We start from the raw sequence: 24,364 nt of genomic DNA on the forward strand, positions 1-24,364 counted from the left end.
CGCGCGGCCGCACCGACGTGCCGAAGATCGTCGACTGGTACATGCAGGGCAAGATCCAGATCGATCCGATGATCACCCACACGATGCCGCTCGAAGACATCAACAAGGGCTTCGACTTGATGCACAAGGGCGAAAGCATCCGCGGCGTGGTGGTGTACTGATGGCGGCAGCCAACTACCGGGTCGATCTCAGGCATTTCGATGAGCTCCCCGCGCGGGAGCTCTACGACCTCCTTCGAATGCGGGTCGATGTCTTCGTCGTCGAGCAGAACTGTCCCTATCCGGAACTCGACGGCAAGGACATCGATGCTCTGCATCTGCGACTGCTGGAGGGCGGTGACCTCCTGGCGGCGGCGCGGATCCTGAAACCACATGAGCCACAGGAGCCGTCAAAGATCGGCCGCGTCGTCGTCTCGCCTGCCCATCGCGGCAAACGTCTGGGCGATGCATTGGTGCGCGAATCGATCACCGCCTGTGAGCGGCTTTATCCGGCAAATCCGATCGCCTTGTCGGCGCAGGCCCATCTGCGCCGCTTCTATGAATCCTTCGGCTTTGTCGGGACGTCACAGGAATATCTGGAAGACGGCATTCCCCATGTCGATATGGTCAGACAGCCTGCCATTCATCCGGCATGAGGATACCGCCATGATCTATGTCGACGCCGATGCCTGCCCGGTGAAGCCGGAAATCCTGAAGGTTGCCGAACGCCACGGCCTTGAAGTTACCTTCGTCGCCAATTCCGGCCTGCGCCCGTCCCGCGATCCCATGATCCACAACGTCATCGTTTCCAACGCCTTCGATGCCGCCGATAACTGGATCGCCGAGCGCGCAGGCGCGGGCGACGTCGTCGTTACTGCCGACGTGCCGCTGGCCGTACGCTGCGTCGCGACCGGCGCTTTCGTCAGCGGCCCGACCGGACGTGTCTTCGATGAAACCAATATCGGCATGGCGAGCGCCATGCGCGATCTTGGTGCGTATCTGCGCGAAACCGGGGAAAGCAAAGGTTACAACGCCGCCTTCAGCCCGAAAGACCGCTCGCGATTCCTCGAGACCTTCGATCGCCTCTGCCGCCGCGCCAAGAACCTTTCCAGCGAGGCCGGCGGCCGGCCATGATCTCCTCCGCAGGCCGGCAAGAAACGGGTGGCATGGCAGCCATGCCGATTCCTACCTTGAAGACGGCCGTTCCCTCACTGATATAGGCACTATCGCAGACGACTGCGGCGTCCAGAGGATGCAACCGTCGCGGGGACGGCCTCGCTCTTGAACAAGGAGAGGCGTATGGCCTGGTTTCTGCTTTTTCTCGCCGGTCTTTTCGAATGTGGCTGGGCGATCGGCCTTAAATACACCGAGGGTTTCACGCGGCCGCTGCCGACGGCGCTGACCGTCATTTCAATGGTCGTGAGCGTCGTCCTGCTTGGCCTGGCGGTGAGGTATCTTCCGATCGGCACCGCCTATGCGGTCTGGACCGGCATCGGCACGGTCGGCACCGTGCTCCTCGGCATTTGGCTGCTTGGTGATGGGGCAAGTGTCTCCCGTCTCGCCTGCATCGCGCTGATCGTCACCGGCATCGCCGGCCTCAAGCTCACCGCCTGATTCCGAAATGCTGCGGGGCGCCGAAACGCCCCGCAGTCATTGTCCGTTTCAAGCCATCTTGCGGTTATCGACCGCAAAAGCGCCGGGACCGGAGAAAAACAGGTAGAGGAAGACGAAGCAGAACAAGATCGCGGCGTCGCCCTGGTTGAGGGCAGGGAAGAAGCTGTTCGGGGCATGCGCCATGAAATAAGCGACCGCCATTTGGCCGGCCAGCAGGAAGGCGACCGGACGCGTCAGCAGGCCGACCAGAATGAGGAGACCGCCGACAAGCTCCAGAAGAGCCGCGAAAAGCATCAATGGCGGCAGCGGGCCTGGCATCTGCGCAGCCGGAAAGGCGAAAAGCTTCATCGTGCCATGCTCGATGAACAGCAGTGCAGTGATGATTCTGAGAGCGGCCAGCCCATAGGGGCGATAGGCGGAAAGACGCTCGAAAGTTGACATTAAACCTCTCCATTAAAGAAATTGCAGCCGAGCGTTAGCCCGTCCCCGGCCGCGATTGAACACACGGATCGCTGACGGCCGTTCACTTTTTCGACAGCAGGCAACACGCGGCCGGATATCAGAGCGGGATATTGTCGTGTTTTTTCCAGGGATTGGCGAGATCCTTGTTGCGCAGCATCTTCAGACCGCGCGCCAGCCGCCGCCGGGTCGAATGCGGCATGATCACCTCGTCGATATAACCGCGCTCGGCAGCGACGAAGGGCGACAGGAACCTGTCCTCGTACATTTTCGTATGGGCGGCGATCTTCTCCGGATCGGCAATATCCTTGCGGAAGATGATCTCGACCGCGCCCTTGGCGCCCATCACGGCGATCTGCGCCGTCGGCCAGGCATAATTCAAATCGCCGCGCAGATGTTTAGACGCCATCACGTCATAGGCACCGCCAAAGGCCTTGCGGGTGATGACGGTGAGCTTCGGCACCGTTGCTTCCGCATAGGCGAAGAGCAGCTTGGCGCCATGCTTGATCAGGCCGCCATATTCCTGCGCCGTGCCCGGCAGAAAGCCCGGCACGTCGACGAACGTGACGATCGGAATATTGAAGCAGTCGCAGAAGCGCACGAAACGCGCCGCCTTGCGCGAGGCATCGCTGTCGAGCACGCCGGCCAGCACCATCGGCTGGTTGGCGACGAAACCGACGGTAGAGCCTTCGACGCGGCCGAAGCCGCAGACGATGTTTTTGGCGAAGCTCTCCTGGATCTCGAAGAAATCCCCCTCGTCCGCCACCTTCCGGATCAGCTCCTTGATATCATAGGGCTTGTTGGCGCTCGCCGGCACCAGCGTGTCGAGCGACGCATCGGTCTCGGTCACTGACTGGTAACATTCGATCTCAGGCACCGGCGACGTGTTCGAAAGCGGCAGGAAATCGATCAGCCGGCGCACCTGCAACAGCGTATCGACATCATTCTCATAGGCGCCGTCGGCAATCGACGAGCGCACCGTATGCACCACGGCGCCGCCGAGTTCTTCAGCCGTAACCGTCTCGTTGGTCACCGTTTTCACCACGTCGGGGCCGGTGACGAACATGTAGGAGGTATCGCGCACCATGAAGATGAAATCGGTCATGGCGGGCGAATAGACGTCGCCGCCGGCGCAGGGGCCCATGATCACGGAAATCTGCGGAATGACGCCCGAGGCAAGCACATTGCGCTGGAAGACTTCGGCATAACCACCAAGCGCGGCCACTCCTTCCTGGATGCGCGCGCCGCCGGCATCGTAGATGCCGACGATTGGCGCGCGGTTCTTCAGCGCCATGTCCTGCACCTTCATGATCTTCTCTGCATGCGCCTCCGAAAGCGAGCCGCCGAAGACGGTGAAGTCCTTGGCGAAGACGAAAACCGTGCGGCCGCTGACCGTGCCCCAGCCGGTAACGACGCCGTCGCCGGCGATACGGCTCTTATCCATGCCGAAATCAGTGGAGCGGTGCTCCACGAACATGTCGAACTCTTCGAAGGAGCCCTCGTCGAGGAAGAGGTCGATGCGCTCGCGCGCCGTCAGCTTGCCGCGCTTGTGCTGAGCATCGATGCGCTCCTTGCCGCCGCCTAGGCGGGCGATGCCGCGGCGGCGTTCCAGTTCTTCGAGAATTTCCTTCATGCGATCTCCCCTCGCCGCTCTCGCGGCCGATATGCGCTAGCGGCTGCGTCCGCTAAGCGAGAAAACCGAGCGAATCCGTGCAGCGACGTCCTCGGCGATGATGTCGTCGGCAAGTTTCGGATCGGCGGCGATACTGGTCACATCGAAGGCGCTGACGGCAATCACCGAGCCATCCTCGACCGAAGCCGCGTCGACGCTGATTTTGGCGACGTTGCGATCCTTTTGGAAACCGAGTCCCTTCTGGATCGAGACCACGCGGATCGTCAGCACCACCCGCGGCAGCACGGTGTCGCGCATCGTTGCATTGATCGCGGCATTGACGCGGTCGTTGATCCCGGCAAGCAGCTCGGCCGGGATGTTCGGGCCGGAAAGAACGACGGCGCTGCGCACATCATAGAGCGGCGCCTTCGGCTTGTTGGCCGAGAGGCTGCCGCAGGCCGTCAGCGCGATACAGACGAGCACGGTCCGGCAAAAACACGACCTCAGCCAATCCATCGCAAAATCCCGCACCACCCGTTGGAGTCGCAGATTTCGCCATAATGTCTGAGAAGGCAATATGTTTCAGGCGCTTAGGGCGAAAAAAACGTCCGCTGCCGCTTTGAACTCGGCAAAGCGCTTGGCCCGCCGCTCTTCGGCTTCCTCGTCGCGCCCCCAATGCTCGATCGTCCAGTCCTCATCGAGATGCGCAAGCGACCATGTCTCCTCCACCGTCACCCGGCCCTCGGCCAAGGCAACCGCTAGGATCGCCGAGCCGGTCAGCGTCGTGATCGTATGGAGGGCGGCGAGCGCCATCGCACTCTGATGCCGCGCCAGCGTCACGGCGAAGGCAGCGGTCGCCTCACGCGGCTGTTCGTGATGCATTACCCCCTCGACGAGAATGAAACGGGCACCGAGATCGCTGGCCGCCCAGTCGATGATCGGGTCCCAACGTTCCCTCTGGCGCTCGACCAGCAGCTCCGGCCCGTCGGCGCGGTAGCAGATGAGGTCGCTCGAGGAAAAGCGGAGAATGTCTTCGAAGATCGCCTGCGTATTGGTTGTCACACCATCCAGCGCGGTGTTGACCAGCCGGGTCACCGGCATAGTGACCGGATCGATTTCCTCGCCCTGCCCACGCCATTCGGCGGCGACAAGTTGTGCGAGCGCCTCTGTAGGAACGGCAAGAACCTGCCGTGCCGGCGTGCGCACCGACTTGCCGTCGAGCATGATTGCGAAACTGCCCTCGTGCTCGGCGACCGCCACGTCGGTGTAGAAACGCTTCGGCAGCGGCTTTTTCGTCTGGATCTGGGCTCGACGGATGGGATCGGGATGGCTCAGTCCCTCGGACAGATCGTTCAGCAGATCGCGCATGGGCTCACCTCAGGAAAAATGGCGCAATATCTCGTTCGGATGGTAGGCGATCGCATCGGCGCCGTTGGCGATCAGCTCATCCACGCTGGCATAACCCCAGGCAACACCGATCGCTTTTGCGCCGGCAGCCTTTGCCATCTGCATATCGTAAACCGCGTCGCCAATGACAATGGTATCGGCGGCATTCATCCCGGTTTCGTCGCAGCATTCCGTCACCATGGCCGGATGCGGCTTGGAGGGGCAGTCGTCGGCGGTGCGCGCAACGACAAAATGCTTGTCGAAGCCGTGCGTCTCCATCACCAGCTTCAGCCCGCGCCGGGATTTGCCGGTCACCGCCCCGATCAGCAGATCCTCGCGGCCGCTGATCGCATCGATCATCTCGCGAATGCCGGCAAACAGCGGCTCTCTGTGGTCGAGATCCCTACGCACGATCGTAAACAGCGATTTATAATGCGCCGTCATGTCGATGTCTTCCTGCTCGACATGCGGCCTGCCCTGCATGCGGGCGATCGCGATATCCAGCGACAGGCCGATAATGGCCTTGGTGTCGTCAAATCGAGGTTCCGCCTTGCCGAACTTCGCGAAGGTGCGGCGCATCGTTTCGTGGATCAGCCCGGCACTGTCGACCAATGTGCCGTCGCAATCAAAAAGCGCAAGTTTCATGCTTCGTCGTCCAGGATGGGAGCCGAATTTTCATCGAAGCCGAGCAAATTCCAGCTCTGCACCATATGCGGCGGCAAAGGCGCGGTGACGCGCAGCCGGCCGCCGGAGGGATGCGGAATGTCGATATGGCGGGCGTGCAGATGCAGCCGCTTCTGGATACCGCCGGGAAAATCCCAGTTCGGATCATCGTCGAAATATTTGGGATCGCCGATGATCGGATGGCCGATGTGCAAAGCGTGAACACGAAGCTGGTGTGTGCGCCCCGTATAGGGCTCCATCTCCAGCCAGGCGAGACGTTGCGCCGCCGTCTCGACGATGCGGTAATAGGACACGGCATGATCGGCGCCCTCTTCGCCATGCTTGGCGATGCGCATGCGGTCGCCATCAGCCGTCGGCTCCTTGACGAGCCAAGTCGAAATCTTGTCCTCACGCTTGCGCGGCACGCCTTTCACCAGAGACCAATAGGTCTTCTTCGTATCGCGCTCGCGGAAGGCGGCCGTCAGCTTCTGTGCCGCGCCCCGGGTGCGGGCGATGACGAGCACGCCTGACGTGTCGCGGTCGAGGCGGTGAACGAGGCGCGGCTTCTCGCCCTTCGGGCTGGTCCAGGCCTCGAGCATCTGGTCGATATGCCTGGCGACACCTGAACCGCCCTGCACGGCAAGGCCGGCCGGTTTGTTGAGGACGATCACCTTGTCGTCCTCATGCAGCACCATGCGTGACAGGAGGTCGAAATCCGTGGAATGTTTGAGATCCTTGCCGGCGATCGGCCCGGTTTTCAGCCTGGCGTCGACATCGAGCGGCGGCACGCGCACCGTCTGACCGGGCTGCACGCGTGCATCCGATTTCACGCGTCCGCCGTCCACGCGTATCTGGCCGGAGCGCAGCAGCTTCTGCAGCGGCCCGAAGCCCAGCCCGGGAAAATGCACCTTGAACCAGCGATCGAGCCGCATGCCCGCCTCGTCAGGTTCAACCTTTATATGTTCTATGCCAGCCATGAATAGTCTTTCGGAAATTGCAGCGCGGGCCAAGCCGGCGTTCTTGCCGCAGCCTTAGAGCATTTTCATGCAAAACGGAAACCGGAATCAGACCAAAGCGCGCATGATGGCGAGGCCCGCGAACACTGCCGCCATCGAAAGGCCGACGCTGGCTGCTATGTAGAGGCCGCCGGCGACAGCCTCGCCGCGCTCGAAGAGCGAGATGGCATCGAGCGAGAAGGCCGAGAAGGTGGTGAAGCCGCCGAGAAAACCGGTGATCAACAGCAGGCGCAGTTCCACCGATGCGTTGAACTTCCGCGCGACCAGTTCGGCAAAGACACCAATGACGAAGCAGCCGACGACATTGACCGCGAGAGTGCCCCAGGGAAAGGCCGGCCCCAGGAGCCTCAGCGCCCATTGACCGACAAAATATCTGAGGACGGAACCGATGGCGCCACCGACGGCGACGAGGAGAGCCTGGATCATGGGCGGAATATCCGAGTTTGAGAACGCAGCCGATCGTGACGGAATAAATTCTTTAAATTCAGTAAAATGCTAACAACTTTCTTATGCCGGCGCCAAGGTCCTGTCGATACTGTGCCGGCATGACCCAGCTCCTGTCCATTTCGGCAAGCACCGCCGCCATTGCCCTGGAAACGCTGAGAATACCGCAGCGCGTCGCCACGAGCACCGCCGCCCGCGACTCGCGCCGGCTCGCTGACCGGCAGTTAAAGGCCGAAGGCACCGAAGGAGTCGACGATCCCGCCAGTATCATCCAGTCGACCGAAGTGGCACTCGACCTGATGGAGAGGGGCAATCGTCAGCCGCAGGCCGGCCTCAAGCAGGCGCTGCAGTCCTACGAAGACGTCTGAGGCAACCGCCTCTCCAGCGAAAAGCCCGCGTCGCGGGCTTTTCTGTCTTAACCAGCCTGTGCTCACTTGCCTTGCGCCGAAAGTACCTGCAGCACCAAGTCAATCTTGCCGGCTTTCTCGAAGCTCAGCGTCACCGGCACCGTATCGCCCTGCTTGAACGGCGTCTTCACCTTCTGGAACATCAGATGCAGGTTGCCGGGCTCAAGCTTCACGGTCTGGCCTGCAGCAACGGCGATGCCATCCTTCAGCTGGCGCATCCGCATGACATTGTCCTTCGTCACCATCTCGTGAATCTGAACCTCACCGGCTGCCGGCGAGCTTACCGACACCAGTCGATCGTCCGTCTGGCCGTTATTCTTCACCGTGAAGAAGCCGCCGCCGACCGGCTGGCCTGGCAGCATCGCCTTGGCGAAGCCGCCGGAGATTTCGAGGTCGCCAGCCTTGACCGTTTCCCCGGCCGGGGCCCCAGCCGCCATAGCGGACATGTCCATGCCGGCTTTGCCGGTCGCGTCCATGCCGGCTTTGCCGGTCGCGTCCATGCCGGGCATGCTCATCCCAGCCATGTCGTCATGGTCGTGGCCATGATCTTCGCCGGCAACGATCTTCAGCAGCGGCGCCGGGCTTTTTAGCTCATGCGCATCGCCGCCAGCCATTGCCACCTGATCCCAGACCGTGACCGCAGCGCCGCAGAGCTGCGTCACCGGAAAGGCAAGCGAGCTGCCGGCCTCGACGCCCGAAACCTTCCCCTGGATGACGAAAGCATCGTAGAAATCATCAGAAAGATTGCCATTCTTCCAGCGGATCTCGATAGCGCCCGTCTTCACCTTGTCGCCGTGATTGTCGTAGGTCTTCTGGTAGTCGCCCTTGATCACTTCGAGCTCCCAACCGGCCTTTGGCTGCGGCTTGGCGAAGACGAAACCTTCCGGCAGTTTCACCCGCACTTCCGTGGTCGCCTTGCCATCACAGCCATGCGGCACCTGCAGCGTGGCGAGAATCGTGGTGTCCAGCGGCACCTCGCGGTCGAGGAAGCTGACATGCGCCTCGGCGCCGGCGAAGGCGGTAGCGGAAAGAAGCGCGGAAAGCGCGAAAGTCTTGATTGTTTTCATCGGATATCTCCTCGCCGGTCGCTATCTTCTTTGGGCGAACCGGCATTCTGCGTCTTAGGTTGCGGAGGCAGATCAGATGAGGGAAGGAGGCGCACGCGAATTTGCCCGGCTGACGGCGCTGACGCCGGCAACGGCCGCGGCCTCCATCGGAACATTGACGAGCGAGGCGAGCTTGCGCGCGAGCCACGAACCCGCATCCGGCATCGGCAGGATCACCGACGCAGACAGCCGGCAGGCTTCGCAATTCGGCTTGAAGCCGACAGTCTTGCCTCCCGCCTCCTTCACTGTGACGCAGAGCGACGCAAAGCTGCCATCCGGCAGCATGTAGGCCGCGGCATCATAACCATCTGAAGCGGCAGCCTGCGGGGCCTGATGGGAGAATCCGAGCAAAAGCAGGCCCAAGGCGCAAAACATGCGCAGGAAGAGCATCGCTTTCAGTCCTGTCCGCCGCATGAAATCCCCTTCAACAGCAAGTCGCGATAGCCGTTTTCACGGCCGAATGCAAAAGCAGATTTGCCGCAGATCGCGCCCTGCCGTGAGTATGGCGACAAAAATTTGTCAGGTCACGACATTTGGCCTTGCCAAGTGCTGCGCCCGCCGGATAATTGCGGCCAACCCTGTTGGGAGAATCCGGTGCTTGTGCCACCGGTGCCGAAGGAGCAACCGCCCCGGAAACTCTCAGGCCAAAGGACCAGCAAGGGGGCAGACGGAACTCTGGAGAGAAGCGTTCTCGAAACGCTCGCCGAAGGGATAACAATCTCAGGCAAAGGGACAGAGGGGGCTCAGGAGAGAAGCGCGCAGCCGCGCCTTCAGATTTGAGCCCGCGCCTCAGCAAAAGGCGCAAACCCCGGAGGCGTCGTTTGGACGATACTGCTGCCCTCAAGAAAACCCCGCTGCATGCCCTGCATCTTTCGCTCGGCGCCCGCATGGTGCCGTTTGCGGGTTACGACATGCCGGTGCAATATCCCGCCGGCGTCATGAAGGAACATCTTCATACCCGCGCCGAGGCTGGCCTCTTCGACGTCTCCCACATGGGCCAGGTCATCGTGAAGGCGAAGTCGGGCAGCTATGAGGATGCGGCGCTGGCGCTCGAAAGCCTTGTGCCTGTCGATATTCTCGGGCTCCCGGCAGGCCGCCAGCGCTATGGCTTCTTCACCGACGATACCGGCGGCATTCTCGACGATCTGATGATCACCCATCTCGACGACCACCTTTTCGTCGTCGTCAACGCCGCCTGCAAGGAGGCCGATCTCGCCCATCTGCAGGCCCATATCGGCGACCAGTGCGATATCACCCTTTTGGATCGCGCGCTGATCGCGCTGCAGGGACCGCGGGCGGTCGAGGTTCTCGCCGAACTCTGGGCCGACGTCGCGGCGATGAAATTCATGGATGTGCGCCACTGCCGCCTGCACGACGTTTCCTGCCTTGTCTCGCGTTCCGGCTATAGCGGCGAGGACGGCTTCGAAATCTCCGTCCCGGCTGACAAGGCCGAAGATGTCGCCATGCGGTTGCTCGAACATCCGGACGTCCAGGCGATCGGCCTCGGCGCCCGTGACTCCCTGCGTCTGGAAGCCGGCCTCTGCCTTTATGGCAACGACCTCGACACCACCACCTCGCCGGTCGAGGCAGCGCTCGAATGGGCGATGCAGAAGGCGCGGCGGGCCGGCGGCGCACGCGCCGGCGGCTTTCCGGGCTCCGGCCGCATCCTCTCCGAACTCGAAAACGGCGCGGCCCGCCGTCGTGTCGGCCTGAAGCCGGAGGGCAAGGCGCCGGTGCGCGGCCATGCCAAGCTTTACGCCGATGCCGAGGGCAAGACCGAAATCGGCGAAGTCACATCGGGCGGCTTCGGCCCCAGCGTCGAAGGTCCCGTCGCCATGGGCTATCTGCCGATCTCCCATGCTGCGGTGGGCACCCAGGTCTATGCCGAGGTGCGCGGCAAGTTCCTGCCCGTCACTGTCTCCGCCCTGCCCTTCGTCACGCCGACCTACAAACGCTGAAACCCTGTTTTCCGAAAGGATTTTTCCATGCTGAAATTTACCGCTGAACATGAATGGCTCGAGCTCGACGGCGATGTCGCAACCGTCGGCATCACCACCTATGCCGTCGAACAGCTCGGCGATCTCGTCTTCGTCGAACTGCCGGAAGTCGGCAAGAGCTTTGCGAAGAACGACGATGCGGCAACCGTCGAATCCGTCAAGGCGGCCTCCGAAGTCTATTGTCCGCTCGACGGTGAGATCACCGCGGTCAACGAGGCAATCGTCGCCGATCCCTCGCTCATCAACTCCGATCCTCAAGGCGCCGGGTGGTTCTTCAAGCTCAAGCTCAAGAACCCAGCCGATGCCGACGGCCTGCTCGACGAGGCCGCCTACAGGGAGCTCACCGCGTAATGACGACGCCGACCGAATTCCAGTTCACCGACTATCAGCCCTACGATTTCGCCAATCGCCGGCATATCGGCCCCTCGCCGACGGAGATGACCGAGATGCTGAAGGTGATCGGCTATAGCAGCCTCGACGGCTTGATCGATGCGACGCTACCACCCGCCATCCGCCAGAAGGCGCCGCTCGTCTGGGGGGCGCCGATGACCGAGCGCGAGGCGCTCGACAAGCTGCGCGAGACCGCCAACAAGAATAAGGTGCTCGTTTCGCTGATCGGCCAGGGTTACTACGGGACGATCACGCCGCCGGTCATCCAGCGCAACATCCTGGAAAATCCTGCCTGGTATACGGCCTATACGCCTTACCAGCCGGAGATCAGCCAGGGCCGCCTCGAAGCGCTGCTGAACTACCAGACAATGATTTGTGACCTGACCGGCCTCGACGTCGCCAACGCCTCGCTGCTCGACGAGGCGACCGCCGCCGCCGAAGGCATGGCGATGGCCGAGCGCGTCTCCAAGTCGAAGGCGAAGGCCTTCTTCGTCGATGCCGACTGCCATCCGCAGACCATCGCCCTCATCCGTACCCGCGCCGAGCCGCTGGGCTGGAGCGTCATCGTCGGCAATCCCTTCACCGATCTCGATCCGGTCGATGTCTTCGGCGCGATCTTCCAGTATCCTGGCACGCATGGTCACGTGCATGACTTCACCGGCCTGATCTCCCGCCTGCACCAGACCGGCGCAATCGCCGTGGTCGCAGCCGACATTCTGGCGCTGACGCTGCTGAAATCACCTGGCGAAATGGGCGCCGATATCGCCATCGGCTCCTCGCAGCGCTTCGGCGTTCCCGTCGGCTACGGCGGTCCGCATGCGGCCTATATGGCGGTCAAGGATGCCATCAAGCGCTCCATGCCCGGCCGCCTCGTCGGCGTGTCCGTCGATTCCCGCGGCAACCGCGCCTATCGCCTGTCGCTGCAGACCCGCGAACAGCATATCCGCCGCGAGAAGGCGACCTCCAACATCTGCACCGCCCAGGTGCTGCTTGCCGTCATGGCGTCGATGTATGCCGTCTTCCACGGCCCGAAGGGCATCAAGGCAATCGCCCAGCAGGTGCACCAGAAGGCCGTGCTGATGGCCAAGGGCCTGGAGAAACTCGGCTACAAGGTCGAGCCCGAAAGCTTCTTCGATACGGTCACCGTCGATGTCGGCCACATGCAAGGCCTGATCCTGCGCGCCGCCGTCGCCGAGGGCGTCAATCTGCGCAAGGTCGGCGAAACCGGAATCGGCATCAGCCTCGACGAGCGCACGCGCCCCGCGACGCTCGAAGCAGTCTGGCGCGCCTTCGGCGGCAATTTTGCCATTGCTGATTTCGAGCCATCCTACCGCCTGCCGAAGGACCTGCTCAGGACCAGTGATTATCTCACCCACCCGATCTTCCACATGAACCGGGCCGAAAGCGAGATGACGCGTTACATCCGCCGGCTCTCCGACCGTGACCTCGCGCTCGACCGCGCCATGATCCCGCTCGGCTCCTGCACGATGAAACTCAATGCCACCGCGGAAATGTTGCCGATCACCTGGCCGGAATTTTCCGACATCCATCCCTTCGTGCCGGCAGACCAGGCGCTCGGCTATCGCGAAATGCTTGATGATCTCACGGAAAAGCTCTGCGCCGTCACGGGCTACGACGCCTTTTCCATGCAGCCGAATTCCGGCGCGCAAGGCGAATATGCCGGCCTGCTGACCATCCGCAACTACCACATCGCCAACGGCGAAGGCCATCGCGACGTCTGCCTGATCCCGACCTCGGCGCACGGCACCAACCCTGCCTCGGCGCAGATGGCCGGCATGAAGGTTGTCGTCATCAAGGTGCGCGAAAACGGCGACATCGACATGGAGGATTTCCGCGCCAAAGCCGAGGAGCATGCGGCCAATCTCTCCTGCTGCATGATCACCTATCCCTCGACGCACGGCGTGTTCGAGGAGACGGTCAAGCAAATCTGCGAACTGGTGCATCAGCACGGCGGCCAGGTCTATCTCGACGGCGCCAACATGAACGCCATGGTCGGCCTGTCCCGCCCCGGTGACATCGGCTCCGACGTCTCCCACCTCAACCTGCACAAGACCTTCTGCATCCCGCATGGCGGCGGAGGCCCCGGCATGGGCCCGATCGGCGTCAAGGCACATCTGGCGCCCCACCTGCCGGGCCACCCTGAAACCGACGGTCGTCCGGGCGCGGTTTCAGCAGCCGCTTTCGGCTCCGCGTCGATCCTGCCGATCTCCTGGAGCTACTGCCTGATGATGGGCGGCGAAGGCCTGACGCAGGCGACCAAGGTGGCGATCCTCAACGCAAACTATATCGCTGCCCGGCTGAAGGGCGCTTATGACGTGCTCTACAAATCGAAGACCGGCCGCGTCGCGCATGAATGCATCATCGACACGCGCCCGCTGGTCGACAGCGCCGGCGTCACCGTCGATGACGTCGCAAAGCGCCTGATTGACTGCGGCTTCCATGCGCCGACGATGAGCTGGCCTGTATCAGGCACGCTAATGATCGAGCCGACGGAAAGCGAGACCAAGGCCGAACTCGACCGCTTCTGCGAGGCGATGCTGGCGATCCGCGAGGAAGCCCGGGCCATCGAGGAAGGCCGCATGGACAAGGCCGACAACCCGCTGAAGAACGCCCCGCACACGGTGGAAGACCTTGTCGGCGAATGGGATCGTCCCTACAGCCGGGAACAGGCCTGCTTTCCGCCCGGCGCCTTCCGCGTCGACAAATACTGGTCGCCGGTCAACCGAGTCGACAATGTCTATGGCGACCGCAACCTGATCTGCACCTGCCCGCCGGTGGAAAGTTACGCAGAGGCGGCGGAATAACAGCAATTGCACAAGCCCTCCCGTGCCGTTCGGGAGGGCTTGCACGCCGGCATTGCACAGGCGGCGAACGGCGGACTGAACCCGGCCCCTTTTCAAGGCATTGGATTCAAATTTAACCTTTCTTAGCAAGTGTCTGTTAGCAATTTCAAATGGGCGGTTTTCCCTACCGGAAACGTCGCCATCGATCTTGGTTTTGCGTGCAGGTTCTTATGCGTCCATCGGCTGTATCAGCAATTCTCCTCGCCGCCGTGATCCTGTCGGGATGCTCTACAAGTTCCGGCGCCGAAGATGTACTCACCCCTGTGCCGTCGAAGGAAACTACCAACGCCATCACGAAGCCGAGCGGCCCGATACCGGCCGCTGCCGTTGGCGACGCCGCCCCGCAGGCAAGCCCGCCGCAGGAAGCATTGAGCTGGACCGGACCGGTTCCGGAACCTCAGGCGCTGGTGCCGACGGAGAGACCGGTCGGCATGCCGATGCCGACGGAACGGCCGGTTGCGATGTTGATGCCTGCCAATCCGGGGATTGATCCGGATGCCGGCCCGAAATCACCGACGCGCTCGCGAATTTATAGCCACCGATTCCGCGACGCCAAACCGATCAACTTCGGCTCGACCTCACCCCGAAAGCTCGCCGTGCATGGCGTCGACGTCTCGCGCTGGCAAGGCGAGATCGATTGGGACACTCTGCGGCAGCAAGGCGCGAATTTCGTCTACATCAAGGCGACCGACGGCGGCGATCACCTCGATCCGATGTTCAGAAAGAACTGGCGCCGGGCCAAGGAAGCAGGCCTGAAACACGGCGCCTATCACTTCTTCTACTGGTGCCGGACAGCCGGCGAACAGGCCGACTGGTTCATCCGCAACGTTCCGAAGGAAGCCAACGCGCTTCCGCCCGTCATCGACGTCGAGTGGAACGGTGAGTCGAGCTGCAAGCGCCGCATCTCCCCGGCTCGGGTTCGAGAAAAGATGCAGGTCTTCATGGACAAGCTCGAGCGTCATTACGGCCAGCGCCCGATCATCTACACGGCGCCGGATTTCTATCGCGACAATCTGAAAGGTCAGATGCTCGATTATCCCTTCTGGCTGCGCTCGGTCGCCGCTCACCCGTCCAAGGTCTATCCCGGCCGCAAATGGCTGTTCTGGCAATATTCCGGCTCCGGCCTCTCCGACGGCGTCGACGGCAAGATCGACCTCAACGTCTTCAACGGCAGTGAAAGCGATTGGCACAACTGGGTGGTGTCACGTTAATCTCGACAGCCTGAAAGCCCATGTCCTTGCCTTCGTCACAGCCTATTACTGTGCCAAGCACCTCAAGGCTTTGCGGTGGCGAACGCCCTACCAGGCAATCTGCGATGCCTGGACAAAAGACCCCTCAATCCTCAAAATCAATACGCACCAGTTCATTAGGGGCCGATCCTTTCTATGGCGCGAAGCGCTCTCGGTCCGAAACGGGGGCCCGGGCGGTTGGTGACGCCGAGATCCATGGGTATCCCGGTGATCGCAACCTGGAGATTGCCGAAGTCCGGCTCATCGTCTGCGACCTGCATATAGGGTGCGCTGAGGAATGTCGGTACGCCGGCATATGGCGCCAGTCTCGTGCCGTTCTTGGAGATGATCTTCTCCGCCACTTTCCGAAACCTCTCATCGAATATCTCACCACCATTGGCGTCCGCGAAATCTGCGCGCATCTGTTCGAGTCGGTTTTTGTCCCACACCATGAGCATATGTCTTCGCTTCGGTCCCGTCTCAGGCGACAAAGGGATTGAGAAGGTAATTGGTATCGTTGTAGCAATTGCTATCAATGAGAAATCGACATGATCGCTGCAAAACCCAATTTACGTGTTTCCCGACTCTCTGCCCCGCCCATTCCTTCCGTCATTGCCTGGAGCCGCGAATATAAAGGCAACAAGGGGCCGCTCATCGATCTATCGCAAGCCGTACCCGGCTATCCCGCCCATCCGGAGATGCTTCGCCGGCTTGCCGAGGCGGCCGGACAACAGGCGATGACAGGCTACGGTCCAATCGAAGGCGAGCCCCTGTTACGCAAGGCCTATGCAGCACATCTCGCCGCGCTTTACGGCGCCGACCTTTCCGAAGGCAATATCCACATCACCGCCGGCTGCAATCAGGCGTTCATGTGCGCGGCGATCGCCCTTGCTGGCGCGGGCGATACGGTGGCTCTCACCAATCCCTTCTATTTCAATCACGATACGACGCTGTCGATGCTGGGAATCGGACGTCGATTGGTTGAGTGCGATCCTGCCAGCGGTTTTCTGCCTAACCCGAGTTCGACCGAAGCAGCACTTGCGGCCGGCGCCAAGGTGCTGGCAGTCGTCTCACCCAACAATCCGACCGGAGCGGTATATCCGCCAAGCCTGCTGCACGAGCTTTCAGTTCTTTGCCGGAAGTATGGCACCTGGCTGATCCTTGATGAAACCTATCGCGATTTCCTGGGCGAGGATTACGGCCGGCCGCACTCACTCCTGTCCGAGCCGGGTTGGGAGGACACGGTCGTCCTTCTTTACAGTTTTTCGAAATCCTTTTGCATCCCCGGCCACAGGCTGGGTGCCATCACGGCAGGACCCAAGCTCGTCGCCGAGATCGCCAAGGTGATGGACAATATGCAGATCTGCGCACCGCGCTCGGCTCAGATCGCCGTTGCATCGGCTATCCCCGCGCTTGCCGATTGGCGGGCCGGCAACCGGCTGGAAATCGCGCGCCGGGCGGATGCGTTAAAGCTGGTCTTTTCCAGCTTGCATGATTGGGAAATAGGAGCGATCGGCGCATATTTCGCCTTCGTCCGTCACCCTTTCGCCGATCGATCATCTTCAGAGATCGCCGAAAGACTCGCCAGGGAATCGGGCATCGTCTGTTTGCCCGGCGCCTATTTCGGCGAGAGACAAGAGCATTACCTCAGACTTGCCTTTGCCAATGCGGATGTTGCCTCGATAGGGCTATTGTCGGAGCGGCTCCGCTAGAACGTGGCAATCGACCTCCGCCGGAAGTTCACGATAGCCGCCGCGCCAATAGATGAGCGGCCCTATGCCTTGTCGGACTTGGATGGCGCAAATATGCCCGATCAGAATCGCATGGGAATGATGGTGGAATTCCGTTTCGAGCTTGCAGTCCAGCACGGTAAGAGCGTTTTCGAGAACGGGCGCGCCAGTCGTGAGGCGATACCATCCCGCATTACCGAAGCGTTCCACGCCCTTGCGTCCGTCGAAACCTGCAAAGGATTGCGCCACCTGCTGCTGGTCGGCCGCGAGCACGTTGACACAGAAACAGCCGTACCGCTGCAATACCGGCCACGAGGAAGATGCGCGGTTGACACTGACGATGACGGAGGGCACCTCCGCCGACAATGAAGAGACCGAGGTTGCGGTGAAGCCGGTGTGGTCTTGTCCGTCGCCGACCGTGATCACACTGACCGCACCCGCCAGATGACGCATCGAAAGCTTGAAATCTGCTTCGCTGATCAAAGCCGCTGCACTCATCGGGCCGGCGTCTGCGTTTTGGCAAAACGGTTTGCCGGCATTGAAAGACCGAGGTTTTCGCGCAAGGTCCTTCCCTCATATTCCTCGCGGAACAGACCGCGGCGGCGAAGCTCGGGCAGGACGAGCCCCACGAAATCCTCGAGGCTGGACGGCAGAGTCGGGAACATCAGGATAAAGCCATCGGCGGCCCGCGTCTCGAACCATTCCTCCATAAAGTCGGCGATCTGGGTGGGCGTACCTGTAATGCCATTTCCGGTATGCTTCTCGGCATAGTGCCGGATGAGCTCGCCGACGGTATGGCCGCTCCTGACGAAACCGACCAGTTCGTCGAACAAGGCGCGTGAACCCTTCGGCGCCGCCGGAAGCCGATCCATGGGGAAGGGCTTATCGAGCGGCACGTCGCGCAAGTCCGCTTCCAGGAATTCGGAAAGCATTAACCGGCCGACATCAGGATGCATCTTGTCGATCAGATAGTCGACCTTCGCCTTCGCCTCGGCTACCGTTTCACCGACGTTGAGAACGATGCCCGGCATGATCTTCAGGTCGTCGGCATCGCGCCCATAGGCCGGCATCCGGCTCTTGACGTTTTCGTAGAAGGCCCTGTTCCGCTCGATATTCGACGCGAGGCTGAAGACGATCTCGGCAGTGCGCGCCGCCATGTCCATTCCGGGTTCTGAACCGCCGGCCTGGGCGATGACGGGACGGCCCTGGGGCGTTCGCGCAATGTTGAGGGGTCCGCGGACCTGGAAATGCTTGCCTTTGTGATTGAGGGTGTGGTGCTTGTCCTTGTCATAATAGACACCGTTTTCGCGGTCGAGAAGCAGAGCACCTTCCTCGAAGCTGTCCCAAAGGCCGAAAACGACATCGACGAATTCGTTGCCGCGCTCATAGCGTAGCGCGTGCGGATCAAGTCCCTCGCGATTGAAGTTGTAGCCGGTTTCGTCATGGTCGGAGGTGACAACATTCCAGCAGACGCGCCCGTTGCTCAGATGGTCGATCGAGGCGAACAGGCGGGCGACATTGTATGGCTCGTAATAACTTGTCGACACCGTCGCAACGAGACCGAGATTGCTGGTCGTGACCGCCAATGCTGATAGCAGTGAGAGGGGTTCGAAGCGATTCATCTTGGTCGGAATACGGGCAAGCGCATTCGGATCACCGACGGCGGCAGCCGGAGAATCCGCCATGAACATGAAATCGAACTTGGCCGCCTCGGATCGTTTGGCGACATCGAGCAGATGGGCGAAGTCATTGGCGCCGCCGACATCGCTGGCCGGATGCAGCCACGAGGCTGGATGAAAGCCGAAAGTGTAGACGAAGGTCCCAAGTTTCATCTTGTCAGTTCGCGCCATCGAGCTCTCCCCCTTATGCATGCTGCCGATTGAAGGTGGCCGCGCAAATTATCACCAGGCGCAAATTTTCATCAACATCGCGGCGCTAAGGTCCGTTTTAGATTTTCTAAACGTTCACTTGGGGGCTGACACCAAAGCTTGCTGACGGGAAATGGCGACGAGCCAGTCGCGGAATTCGCGGCCGCGCGGCTTTTGCAGTGCCGCGCGGTCCCAGGCGAGAAAGTAGCTTTCGCGCAGCGGAATCCGCATATCGACGGGAGTGACGAGCGTCTGCGCCTCGAGCTCATCTGATATCATCGACATCTGCGCGAGGACGACGCCACGCTTGTTGACGGCTGCATCGATCGCGCTGCTCGACAGGGTAAAGGAGAGGCCGGGCGTCGACGCGTCGAACGGTATACCGGCCATGGCCGCAAACTCCGCCCAGCTTGGGTAAGGCGTGAAGTGCCTTTCCCACTCGACATGCAGAAGCGGCTGCTCGAAGAGATCTCGGGCCGCGTGCGCGCGATCCTGCATTAGCGACGGCGAGCAGACAGGCACGACCCAATCGCGAAACAGTTCAGTATAATGGTCGTGCTGCAGGACGTCCGACCCGTAGCTTACGCGGAAATCGACATCGTCGAAACCAATCCTGGGCTCCTTGTCCCGTCCAATAATTCTCACTTGAACATCGGGGTGTAGGGCCTGCCAGTCGAAGATTCGCCTGCCGATCCATTTGTTGACGACGGAAGAAAGTGCGCTAAGGACCAGCGGCGTCTCGTTGCGTGCCCTTTCCAATAACTGCTGAGCGAACGCAAATTGCTCAAATCCCTTCGAAATCTCCTGATGATAAAGCCGGCCCCAGGCGGTCAGCTCAACGGTTCGCCCGCTCCGCTCCAGCAGCGAAACTCCAAGAAAACTTTCGATCTTGTGAATTTGCTGGCTGATTGCCCCCGGCGAGACCTTGAGCTCCAGTGCCGCAGCCGTCACGCCGCCGCAACGCCCCACCGCCTCGAAGGCTTGCAGACCCTTGAGCGGGATCGTCTTGAAGCGCTCATCGATCACTTGCAGAACCTCCCGTGGTGTGCGCCAACTCAATTTGCCATCGGATGAAACGTCCCTGCGAACTGGAACCGGTCGCCTGGATGGGTAATCTCAACATATGTCACCGTCCGGCCGTTCTGCCAGGTCTGCCGGATTAGGCTAAGGCACGCCTGGCCTCTTTTTATCTCCAGCATTCGCGCCGTCGCCGTATCGGCCGAGACGGCGCGGATGACGTGTTTGGCCTTGGACCAGGGAACTTCTGCAAGCAGCCATTTGCCGGGCGGGATCGAGGCGAAGCTCTCGTCGCGCGCACGTGGGACGGCGTCGAGCATGATGATCCGCCGTTCGATGGCATTGGGTCTGCCGTCCACGATATGCAGGCATTGAAGCCTGAGTATCTCCGCATCGGGAGCTTCCGACAGCTGTTGTGCGTCCGTTTCTCCAAGGCGTTCGACTTTACGGGTGAGAAGCTCGAAGCGGTGTTCGTGCCCGGCCAGTTCCGCTTCGGTGCTGATATCCTGAATATCCATTACCGTGCGGTCGATCTGGGGCGACGCAACAAACGAACCGGTCTTGCGCCTTCTGACGATCATGCCGCGCTCGACCAGAGCCGACAGTGCCTTGCTGACGGTCATGCGCGAGCATTGATATTCCGCGACCAGTTCATGTTCTATGGGAATACGGTCGCCGGGCCGCCAATCGCCGCTAATGATCTTCGCCTCGATATCCATGTAAATGCGCTGATAAATCGACACCAAGTCCACACCTCGTTGGGCGTCACTATCAAAGTGCCGGAGCGGTCGCGTCACGCCGGCAAAGATTGCCGCCACCCGGCACAATTTTTGCGTTCCTTGACTTTTACATTGACACTCTAGGCCAGCCTATATCTATTTGTATAGTCAAAAGCGGAGCATAAAAATCCGCGCATTGAAATCAAAATCGGGAACAAAACTCCTCCGTCGGAGGAATAAAACTGGAGAGATGATCATGAAGGCAAAGTCACTGCTGACGGGTCTGGTCGGCGCTGCGTTCCTGTTAGGAGCAGCCTTTTCCGCCCACGCAGCCGATACGCTGGCGGCCGTCAAGGCAGCCGGCACGCTCAAGGTTGGCACCGAAACGGCTTTCGCACCGTTTGACTATATCGACGCCGGTGAACATACGGGCCTGAACGTCGACCTTTTTGCCGAGATCGGCAAGGAACTTGGCGTCAAGATCGAGTGGGTGGCACTTCCCTGGGACGGCGTCTTCCCCGCGCTTGAGGCTGGCAAGTTCGATATCGTCGCAGGTCCTGCAACGATCACCAAGAAGCGCATGGAGCGCTATCGCTTCACGCCGCCGATCGCCGAAGCGACGATTGCCATCCTTAAGAAGGCCGGCGACACGACGATCAGCAAGCCGGAAGACATTGCCGGCAAGACGATTGGTGTCGGCAAGGCAACTGCCCAGCTCGACCAGCTGAAGGAATTCTCCGACACGCTGCCGACCAAAGTCGATGTGCGCGAATATCCTGCCTTCACGGAGACCTACGCCGATCTCGCAGCCGGCCGTATTGCCGGCGTTGCCAATTCGCTCCCGAACATCGCCTTTGTCGCGAGCCAGCGAAAGGGCACTTTCGAAGTTGTCCTGCCGCCTTTCGGAAAGAAGTCCTATTTCGGCTTCATCGGTCTCAAGGACGCCGATCACGCCCCGCTGATGGACGCGGTCGATGCCGCGATGCTCAAGATCAAGGCAGACGGGCGTATGGCAGAGCTGCAAAAGAAGTGGTTCGGTGCGTCTTTCGACACACCGGACGCTGTCAAGGATCCGGCATTCTAATCATTGCCGGTGAAATGCTCGCGCCCCGCCATCGGTCGGGGCGCAATTTGCCGTGCGAACAGACGTCACGGCCGCAGCACGCAGGCAAGTACCGCCCATGTCCACCAAACTTTTCGAACTTCTTCTGCAAGCTTCGATCTACACGGTCACGATCAGCGTGGTTTCGATTCTGATCGGCTTTGCGATCTCGATCATTGTTTCCGCCATGCTCCTTTCGCGGCAACGGCTTTTCATGCTGCTGGGGCAGGTTTTCATCAGCTTCTTTCGCGGCGTACCGCTGCTGGTGCAGCTGTTGCTGATCTACAACCTTCTGCCGGTGATCGGCATCAACGTGCCGAGTATCGTTGCGGCCGTCGTTGGCCTTTCGCTGTGCACGGCTGCCTATCAGGCTGAAAATCTGCGCGGCGGTTTTGCCAGCGTCCCCTCGGGCCTTGTCGAGTCCGCCGAGATGGTCGGTCTCACGCCCATGCAGATTTTCCGCCGGATCAAGGCGCCAATCGCTCTGCGGCTGACCTTTCCGGCGCTCGTCAACGAAGCGATCCTTATTTTGAAGGCTTCTTCGCTGGTCTCCGTTGTCGGGATCGTTGAGCTGACGCGCATGGCCCAGGACCTTGCCGGCAGCACCTTTCTGCCGCTCGAAATCTTCGCTTCCGCCGGTCTGATCTACCTCGCCATCAATTGGATCGTAGCGCTTGCCGGCGGTCTGATCGAGCGCTCCCTGCCGGGAGCACCGCGATGACGTTCGATATCAATGTGATTTTCAGCCATTTGCCGGAGATCGCCAGCGGTGCCTTCGTGACAATCGTTATCTGGATCGTCGCCGCTCTTGCCGCTGCCGTTCTGGGTTTCCTTGTCGCTGTCGCGCGGCGTTTTGGCGGGGTGCTCTTCGACAGGGCGTTCGGGATTGTCATCGCAGTGCTGCGCGGCACGCCCTTCCTCATTCAGATATTCCTCGTCTACTACGGCGGCCCCTTCGTTGGATTGTCGCTCAATCCGATCCCAGCAGGCGTCGTCGGCCTGTCCATCTACGGCGCGGCCTATTTCAGCGAGATATTCCGCTCGGGCTTTGCCGCCGTCCCGAAGGGGCATATCGAGGCGGGTCTATGCGTTGGGCTGACACACACGCAGATCGTCAGGCGCATATTGCTGCCTGAGATGACCATGCTGGTGCTGCCGCCTTCGCTCAACATGACGATCATCCTCATGAAGGAGACGGCCGTGTTGTCGATCATCACCGTGCCGGAACTGACGGCAACACTGAGCGCCATCGGATCGCAGCAATATGCTTTTGTCGAAGCGCTTTTTGTCCTCGCCCTCTTCTACTGGGCGCTGGTCGAAATCACCGGCTGGCTCGGTCGTCTCGCCGAAACGAAACTCACCAGATTCAGGTTTTTCAACATATGAGCGTTCCCGCGATCGCAGTCAAAAATCTAGTCAAGACGTTTGGCGATTCCACCGTGCTGAACGGTATCGATCTTGATATCGCCCAGGGACGGGTTTCCTGCGTGATCGGTCCATCAGGATCCGGCAAGAGCACGCTGCTGCGCTGCATGGCGTTTCTGGAAGAATCGACAAAGGGCACCATTGCCGTCAATGGCGAGGTGCTCGGCTTTGCGGAAAATGCGAAGGGCGTAAGGGAGCGATTGCCGGCCGCCGCAAATCGGCGGATTCGTGCCCAGATCGGCATGGTTTTTCAGCAATTCAATCTCTGGCCGCACATGACGGCGCTCGGCAACGTCAGCGAGGCGCTGAAGACGGTTCACAAGATGAACCGCAAGGACGCGGAGGAGCGGGCAATGGCCCAGCTCGCCAAAGTCGGTCTCGAGGGTCGGGCAAACCACTATCCGTCGCAACTTTCGGGAGGACAGCAGCAGCGTGTTGCTATCGCGCGGGCCCTGGCTCTCAACCCGAAGATCATGCTCTTTGACGAACCAACCTCATCACTCGATCCGGAACTGACTGGCGAAGTGCTGAACGTCATGCGCGATCTCGCCGCCGAAGGCATGACAATGGTCGTCGTTTCTCACGAGATCGGGTTTGCCGCAACGGTCGGCCAGCAGATCATCTTTCTCGATCACGGCAAGGTGCTGTTCACCGGTCCGCCCCAAGAGGTTTTCAAGCGACCGAGAAACCCGCGCCTCGAGCAGTTTCTTGATACCTATATCGATCGCGGAGCCTCGATGTTGCTGTGATGCTCGTCCTTACCTGATCCGTCCAGGCGTCTTGGTTCTGTAGGTTTGTGCCCGTGGAGATCCCGATATGGCTGCGCGCCGTGCCATTGCGAGGCACATCTGACGGCATGGTTGCGTACCCATAGGTCTTTGCTAACGCAACGCCTTCAGCATTCCCTAAATCCCTCCGGGTAAAAGACGACTATCCAGTTCTGGGGAAACGGCTGATGTGCATATCGAGTATTGCAGGCACTGCTCTTTTGGGAATGCGGGCACAGACGACGCGGATCAGCGCGATCGCCAGCAACGTCGCAATCAGCAGCACCCCTGGTTATAACAGTCTGAACACCAGCCTCACCTCCGTTGCCTCAGGCGTCGGTCCCACGGATTCGGATGTCGATCCGGCCACCGAACTCACCGAGCTGATCGAAGCCGAGCAAAGCTACAAGGCGAACGCCATGGTCTTCGAGACCGGCGCCGACATGTGGGAAATGCTCATGAGCATCAAGCGCGACTGAGCGCGATTATCAGCCGCTGCACTGGTTGTTATTTTGTTTGCATCATGCCTGTGACGATCCACATAGTGCTTCAGTCGTCGCGAAATCAGCTG

General features: G+C 60.8%; 27 protein-coding genes, 3 pseudogenes and 2 riboswitches. Of the genes and pseudogenes, 16 read left to right on the forward strand and 14 right to left on the reverse strand.

All coding sequences use genetic code 11. The annotated features are described in order from the left end of the window. From HJB91_RS19760 to sugE, 4 genes and pseudogenes are all read left to right on the forward strand, one after another. Window positions 1-161, forward strand: a pseudogene (locus HJB91_RS19760) (S-(hydroxymethyl)glutathione dehydrogenase); the annotation flags it as partial. Next, complete coding sequence (locus tag HJB91_RS19765) at window positions 161-634, forward strand: GNAT family N-acetyltransferase (RefSeq protein WP_210631215.1); 474 nt, start codon at window positions 161-163, stop codon at window positions 632-634. The pseudogene HJB91_RS19760 and the gene HJB91_RS19765, both read left to right, overlap by 1 nt. Window positions 635-644: 10 nt before the next feature. After that, window positions 645-1,112 carry a YaiI/YqxD family protein gene (locus tag HJB91_RS19770; protein ID WP_221155764.1) on the forward strand — a complete coding sequence of 156 codons (468 nt, stop codon included), beginning with the start codon at window positions 645-647 and terminating at the stop codon, window positions 1,110-1,112. 165 nt (window positions 1,113-1,277) lie between these two features. Further along, on the forward strand, window positions 1,278-1,592 hold the full coding sequence (gene sugE, locus HJB91_RS19775) for a quaternary ammonium compound efflux SMR transporter SugE (RefSeq protein ID WP_210631213.1): 315 nt from the start codon (window positions 1,278-1,280) through the stop codon (window positions 1,590-1,592). Between the two features lie 48 nt (window positions 1,593-1,640). On the opposite strand, the gene HJB91_RS19780 is transcribed toward sugE, so the two are convergent. The 7 genes from HJB91_RS19780 to crcB all read right to left on the reverse strand — a co-directional run bounded on the left by HJB91_RS19780 (window position 1,641) and on the right by crcB (window position 7,154). Next, entirely contained in the window at window positions 1,641-2,033 is a 393-nt protein-coding gene (locus HJB91_RS19780; protein ID WP_210631212.1) for a DoxX family protein, read from the reverse strand. Window positions 2,034-2,151: 118 nt separating this feature from the next. After that, window positions 2,152-3,684: an acyl-CoA carboxylase subunit beta gene (locus tag HJB91_RS19785; protein ID WP_210631211.1), complete on the reverse strand. Its 1,533-nt coding sequence runs from the start codon at window positions 3,682-3,684 to the stop codon at window positions 2,152-2,154. A 36-nt stretch (window positions 3,685-3,720) separates the two neighbouring features. Beyond that, window positions 3,721-4,179 (reverse strand): hypothetical protein, encoded by a 459-nt coding sequence (locus HJB91_RS19790; RefSeq protein WP_210631210.1) that lies wholly within the window; start codon window positions 4,177-4,179, stop codon window positions 3,721-3,723. A gap of 66 nt (window positions 4,180-4,245) precedes the next feature. Then, window positions 4,246-5,031, reverse strand: a complete 786-nt coding sequence (locus HJB91_RS19795; RefSeq protein ID WP_221147769.1) for an ATP12 family chaperone protein — start codon at window positions 5,029-5,031, stop codon at window positions 4,246-4,248. Between the two features lie 9 nt (window positions 5,032-5,040). Next, on the reverse strand, window positions 5,041-5,694 hold the full coding sequence (locus HJB91_RS19800) for an HAD-IA family hydrolase (RefSeq protein ID WP_210631208.1): 654 nt from the start codon (window positions 5,692-5,694) through the stop codon (window positions 5,041-5,043). Further along, entirely contained in the window at window positions 5,691-6,689 is a 999-nt protein-coding gene (locus HJB91_RS19805; RefSeq protein WP_210631207.1) for an RluA family pseudouridine synthase, read from the reverse strand. The genes HJB91_RS19800 and HJB91_RS19805 overlap by 4 nt, the downstream gene beginning before the upstream one ends. An 87-nt stretch (window positions 6,690-6,776) precedes the next feature. Next, window positions 6,777-7,154 (reverse strand): fluoride efflux transporter CrcB, encoded by a 378-nt coding sequence (crcB, locus tag HJB91_RS19810; RefSeq protein WP_210631206.1) that lies wholly within the window; start codon window positions 7,152-7,154, stop codon window positions 6,777-6,779. Window positions 7,155-7,273: 119 nt separating this feature from the next. Here crcB and HJB91_RS19815 point away from each other — a divergent pair, with 119 nt between their 5' ends. Beyond that, window positions 7,274-7,540 (forward strand): hypothetical protein, encoded by a 267-nt coding sequence (locus tag HJB91_RS19815; protein ID WP_210631205.1) that lies wholly within the window; start codon window positions 7,274-7,276, stop codon window positions 7,538-7,540. 62 nt (window positions 7,541-7,602) lie between these two features. Here the strand turns inward: HJB91_RS19815 and HJB91_RS19820 are convergent, their stop codons facing one another. Next, entirely contained in the window at window positions 7,603-8,646 is a 1,044-nt protein-coding gene (locus HJB91_RS19820; protein WP_221155765.1) for a copper chaperone PCu(A)C, read from the reverse strand. Window positions 8,647-8,718: 72 nt separating this feature from the next. Continuing rightward, window positions 8,719-9,099: a hypothetical protein gene (locus tag HJB91_RS19825; RefSeq protein WP_221155766.1), complete on the reverse strand. Its 381-nt coding sequence runs from the start codon at window positions 9,097-9,099 to the stop codon at window positions 8,719-8,721. A gap of 158 nt (window positions 9,100-9,257) precedes the next feature. Continuing rightward, window positions 9,258-9,350: riboswitch (glycine riboswitch) on the forward strand. Then, window positions 9,351-9,431, forward strand: a riboswitch (glycine riboswitch). A 75-nt stretch (window positions 9,432-9,506) separates the two neighbouring features. Here HJB91_RS19825 and gcvT point away from each other — a divergent pair. From gcvT to HJB91_RS30870, 5 genes and pseudogenes are all read left to right on the forward strand, one after another. Beyond that, window positions 9,507-10,643 carry a glycine cleavage system aminomethyltransferase GcvT gene (gene gcvT, locus HJB91_RS19830; RefSeq protein WP_221155767.1) on the forward strand — a complete coding sequence of 379 codons (1,137 nt, stop codon included), beginning with the start codon at window positions 9,507-9,509 and terminating at the stop codon, window positions 10,641-10,643. Window positions 10,644-10,670: 27 nt separating this feature from the next. After that, the gene (gene gcvH / locus HJB91_RS19835) at window positions 10,671-11,033 is read left to right on the forward strand and encodes a glycine cleavage system protein GcvH (protein WP_210631201.1); all 363 of its coding nucleotides are present in this window, start codon (window positions 10,671-10,673) and stop codon (window positions 11,031-11,033) included. Next, window positions 11,033-13,897 (forward strand): aminomethyl-transferring glycine dehydrogenase, encoded by a 2,865-nt coding sequence (gene gcvP / locus HJB91_RS19840; RefSeq protein WP_221123370.1) that lies wholly within the window; start codon window positions 11,033-11,035, stop codon window positions 13,895-13,897. The genes gcvH and gcvP overlap by 1 nt, the downstream gene beginning before the upstream one ends. Window positions 13,898-14,106: 209 nt before the next feature. Then, the gene (locus tag HJB91_RS19845; protein ID WP_210631199.1) at window positions 14,107-15,147 is read left to right on the forward strand and encodes a GH25 family lysozyme; all 1,041 of its coding nucleotides are present in this window, start codon (window positions 14,107-14,109) and stop codon (window positions 15,145-15,147) included. Continuing rightward, a pseudogene (locus HJB91_RS30870) lies at window positions 15,146-15,370 on the forward strand (hypothetical protein); the annotation flags it as partial. The gene HJB91_RS19845 and the pseudogene HJB91_RS30870, both read left to right, overlap by 2 nt. On the opposite strand, the pseudogene HJB91_RS19850 reads toward HJB91_RS30870, so the two are convergent. Further along, window positions 15,306-15,617, reverse strand: a pseudogene (locus HJB91_RS19850) (arginase family protein); the annotation flags it as partial. The pseudogenes HJB91_RS30870 and HJB91_RS19850 sit on opposite strands and share 65 nt — an antisense overlap. 96 nt (window positions 15,618-15,713) lie before the next feature. Between HJB91_RS19850 and HJB91_RS19855 the strand changes: the two are divergent. Further along, entirely contained in the window at window positions 15,714-16,877 is a 1,164-nt protein-coding gene (locus HJB91_RS19855) for an aminotransferase (protein WP_221155768.1), read from the forward strand. Here HJB91_RS19855 and HJB91_RS19860 read toward each other — a convergent pair. The 4 genes from HJB91_RS19860 to hutC form a co-directional block, all read right to left on the reverse strand. Further along, a complete protein-coding gene (locus HJB91_RS19860; protein ID WP_210631197.1) occupies window positions 16,854-17,393 on the reverse strand; it encodes a flavin reductase family protein in 540 nt (179 codons plus the stop codon). The genes HJB91_RS19855 and HJB91_RS19860 overlap by 24 nt on opposite strands. Continuing rightward, window positions 17,390-18,745 carry an LLM class flavin-dependent oxidoreductase gene (locus tag HJB91_RS19865; protein ID WP_210631196.1) on the reverse strand — a complete coding sequence of 452 codons (1,356 nt, stop codon included), beginning with the start codon at window positions 18,743-18,745 and terminating at the stop codon, window positions 17,390-17,392. Before HJB91_RS19865 ends, HJB91_RS19860 begins: the two co-directional genes overlap by 4 nt. 114 nt (window positions 18,746-18,859) lie before the next feature. Then, window positions 18,860-19,789 carry a LysR substrate-binding domain-containing protein gene (locus HJB91_RS19870; RefSeq protein WP_221147770.1) on the reverse strand — a complete coding sequence of 310 codons (930 nt, stop codon included), beginning with the start codon at window positions 19,787-19,789 and terminating at the stop codon, window positions 18,860-18,862. A 29-nt stretch (window positions 19,790-19,818) separates the two neighbouring features. Continuing rightward, window positions 19,819-20,526: a histidine utilization repressor gene (gene hutC / locus HJB91_RS19875; RefSeq protein WP_210631622.1), complete on the reverse strand. Its 708-nt coding sequence runs from the start codon at window positions 20,524-20,526 to the stop codon at window positions 19,819-19,821. Between the two features lie 223 nt (window positions 20,527-20,749). Between hutC and HJB91_RS19880 the strand changes: the two genes are divergently transcribed. The 5 genes from HJB91_RS19880 (at window position 20,750) to HJB91_RS19900 (ending at window position 24,272) form a co-directional block, all read left to right on the forward strand. Continuing rightward, window positions 20,750-21,583, forward strand: a complete 834-nt coding sequence (locus tag HJB91_RS19880; RefSeq protein ID WP_405047675.1) for a transporter substrate-binding domain-containing protein — start codon at window positions 20,750-20,752, stop codon at window positions 21,581-21,583. 97 nt (window positions 21,584-21,680) lie between these two features. Further along, window positions 21,681-22,322, forward strand: coding sequence for an amino acid ABC transporter permease (locus tag HJB91_RS19885; protein WP_210631193.1), 642 nt, complete (start codon window positions 21,681-21,683; stop codon window positions 22,320-22,322). Further along, complete coding sequence (locus HJB91_RS19890) at window positions 22,319-22,987, forward strand: amino acid ABC transporter permease (protein ID WP_210631192.1); 669 nt, start codon at window positions 22,319-22,321, stop codon at window positions 22,985-22,987. The genes HJB91_RS19885 and HJB91_RS19890 overlap by 4 nt, the downstream gene beginning before the upstream one ends. Further along, window positions 22,984-23,775 carry an amino acid ABC transporter ATP-binding protein gene (locus tag HJB91_RS19895; RefSeq protein ID WP_221155769.1) on the forward strand — a complete coding sequence of 264 codons (792 nt, stop codon included), beginning with the start codon at window positions 22,984-22,986 and terminating at the stop codon, window positions 23,773-23,775. The genes HJB91_RS19890 and HJB91_RS19895 overlap by 4 nt, the downstream gene beginning before the upstream one ends. Before the next feature lie 206 nt (window positions 23,776-23,981). Continuing rightward, window positions 23,982-24,272 (forward strand): flagellar basal body rod C-terminal domain-containing protein, encoded by a 291-nt coding sequence (locus tag HJB91_RS19900; RefSeq protein WP_221155770.1) that lies wholly within the window; start codon window positions 23,982-23,984, stop codon window positions 24,270-24,272. Window positions 24,273-24,364 lie beyond the last annotated feature (92 nt).

The organism is Rhizobium sp. NLR10b, assembly GCF_019685435.1.
GTDB lineage: Bacteria > Pseudomonadota > Alphaproteobacteria > Rhizobiales > Rhizobiaceae > Rhizobium.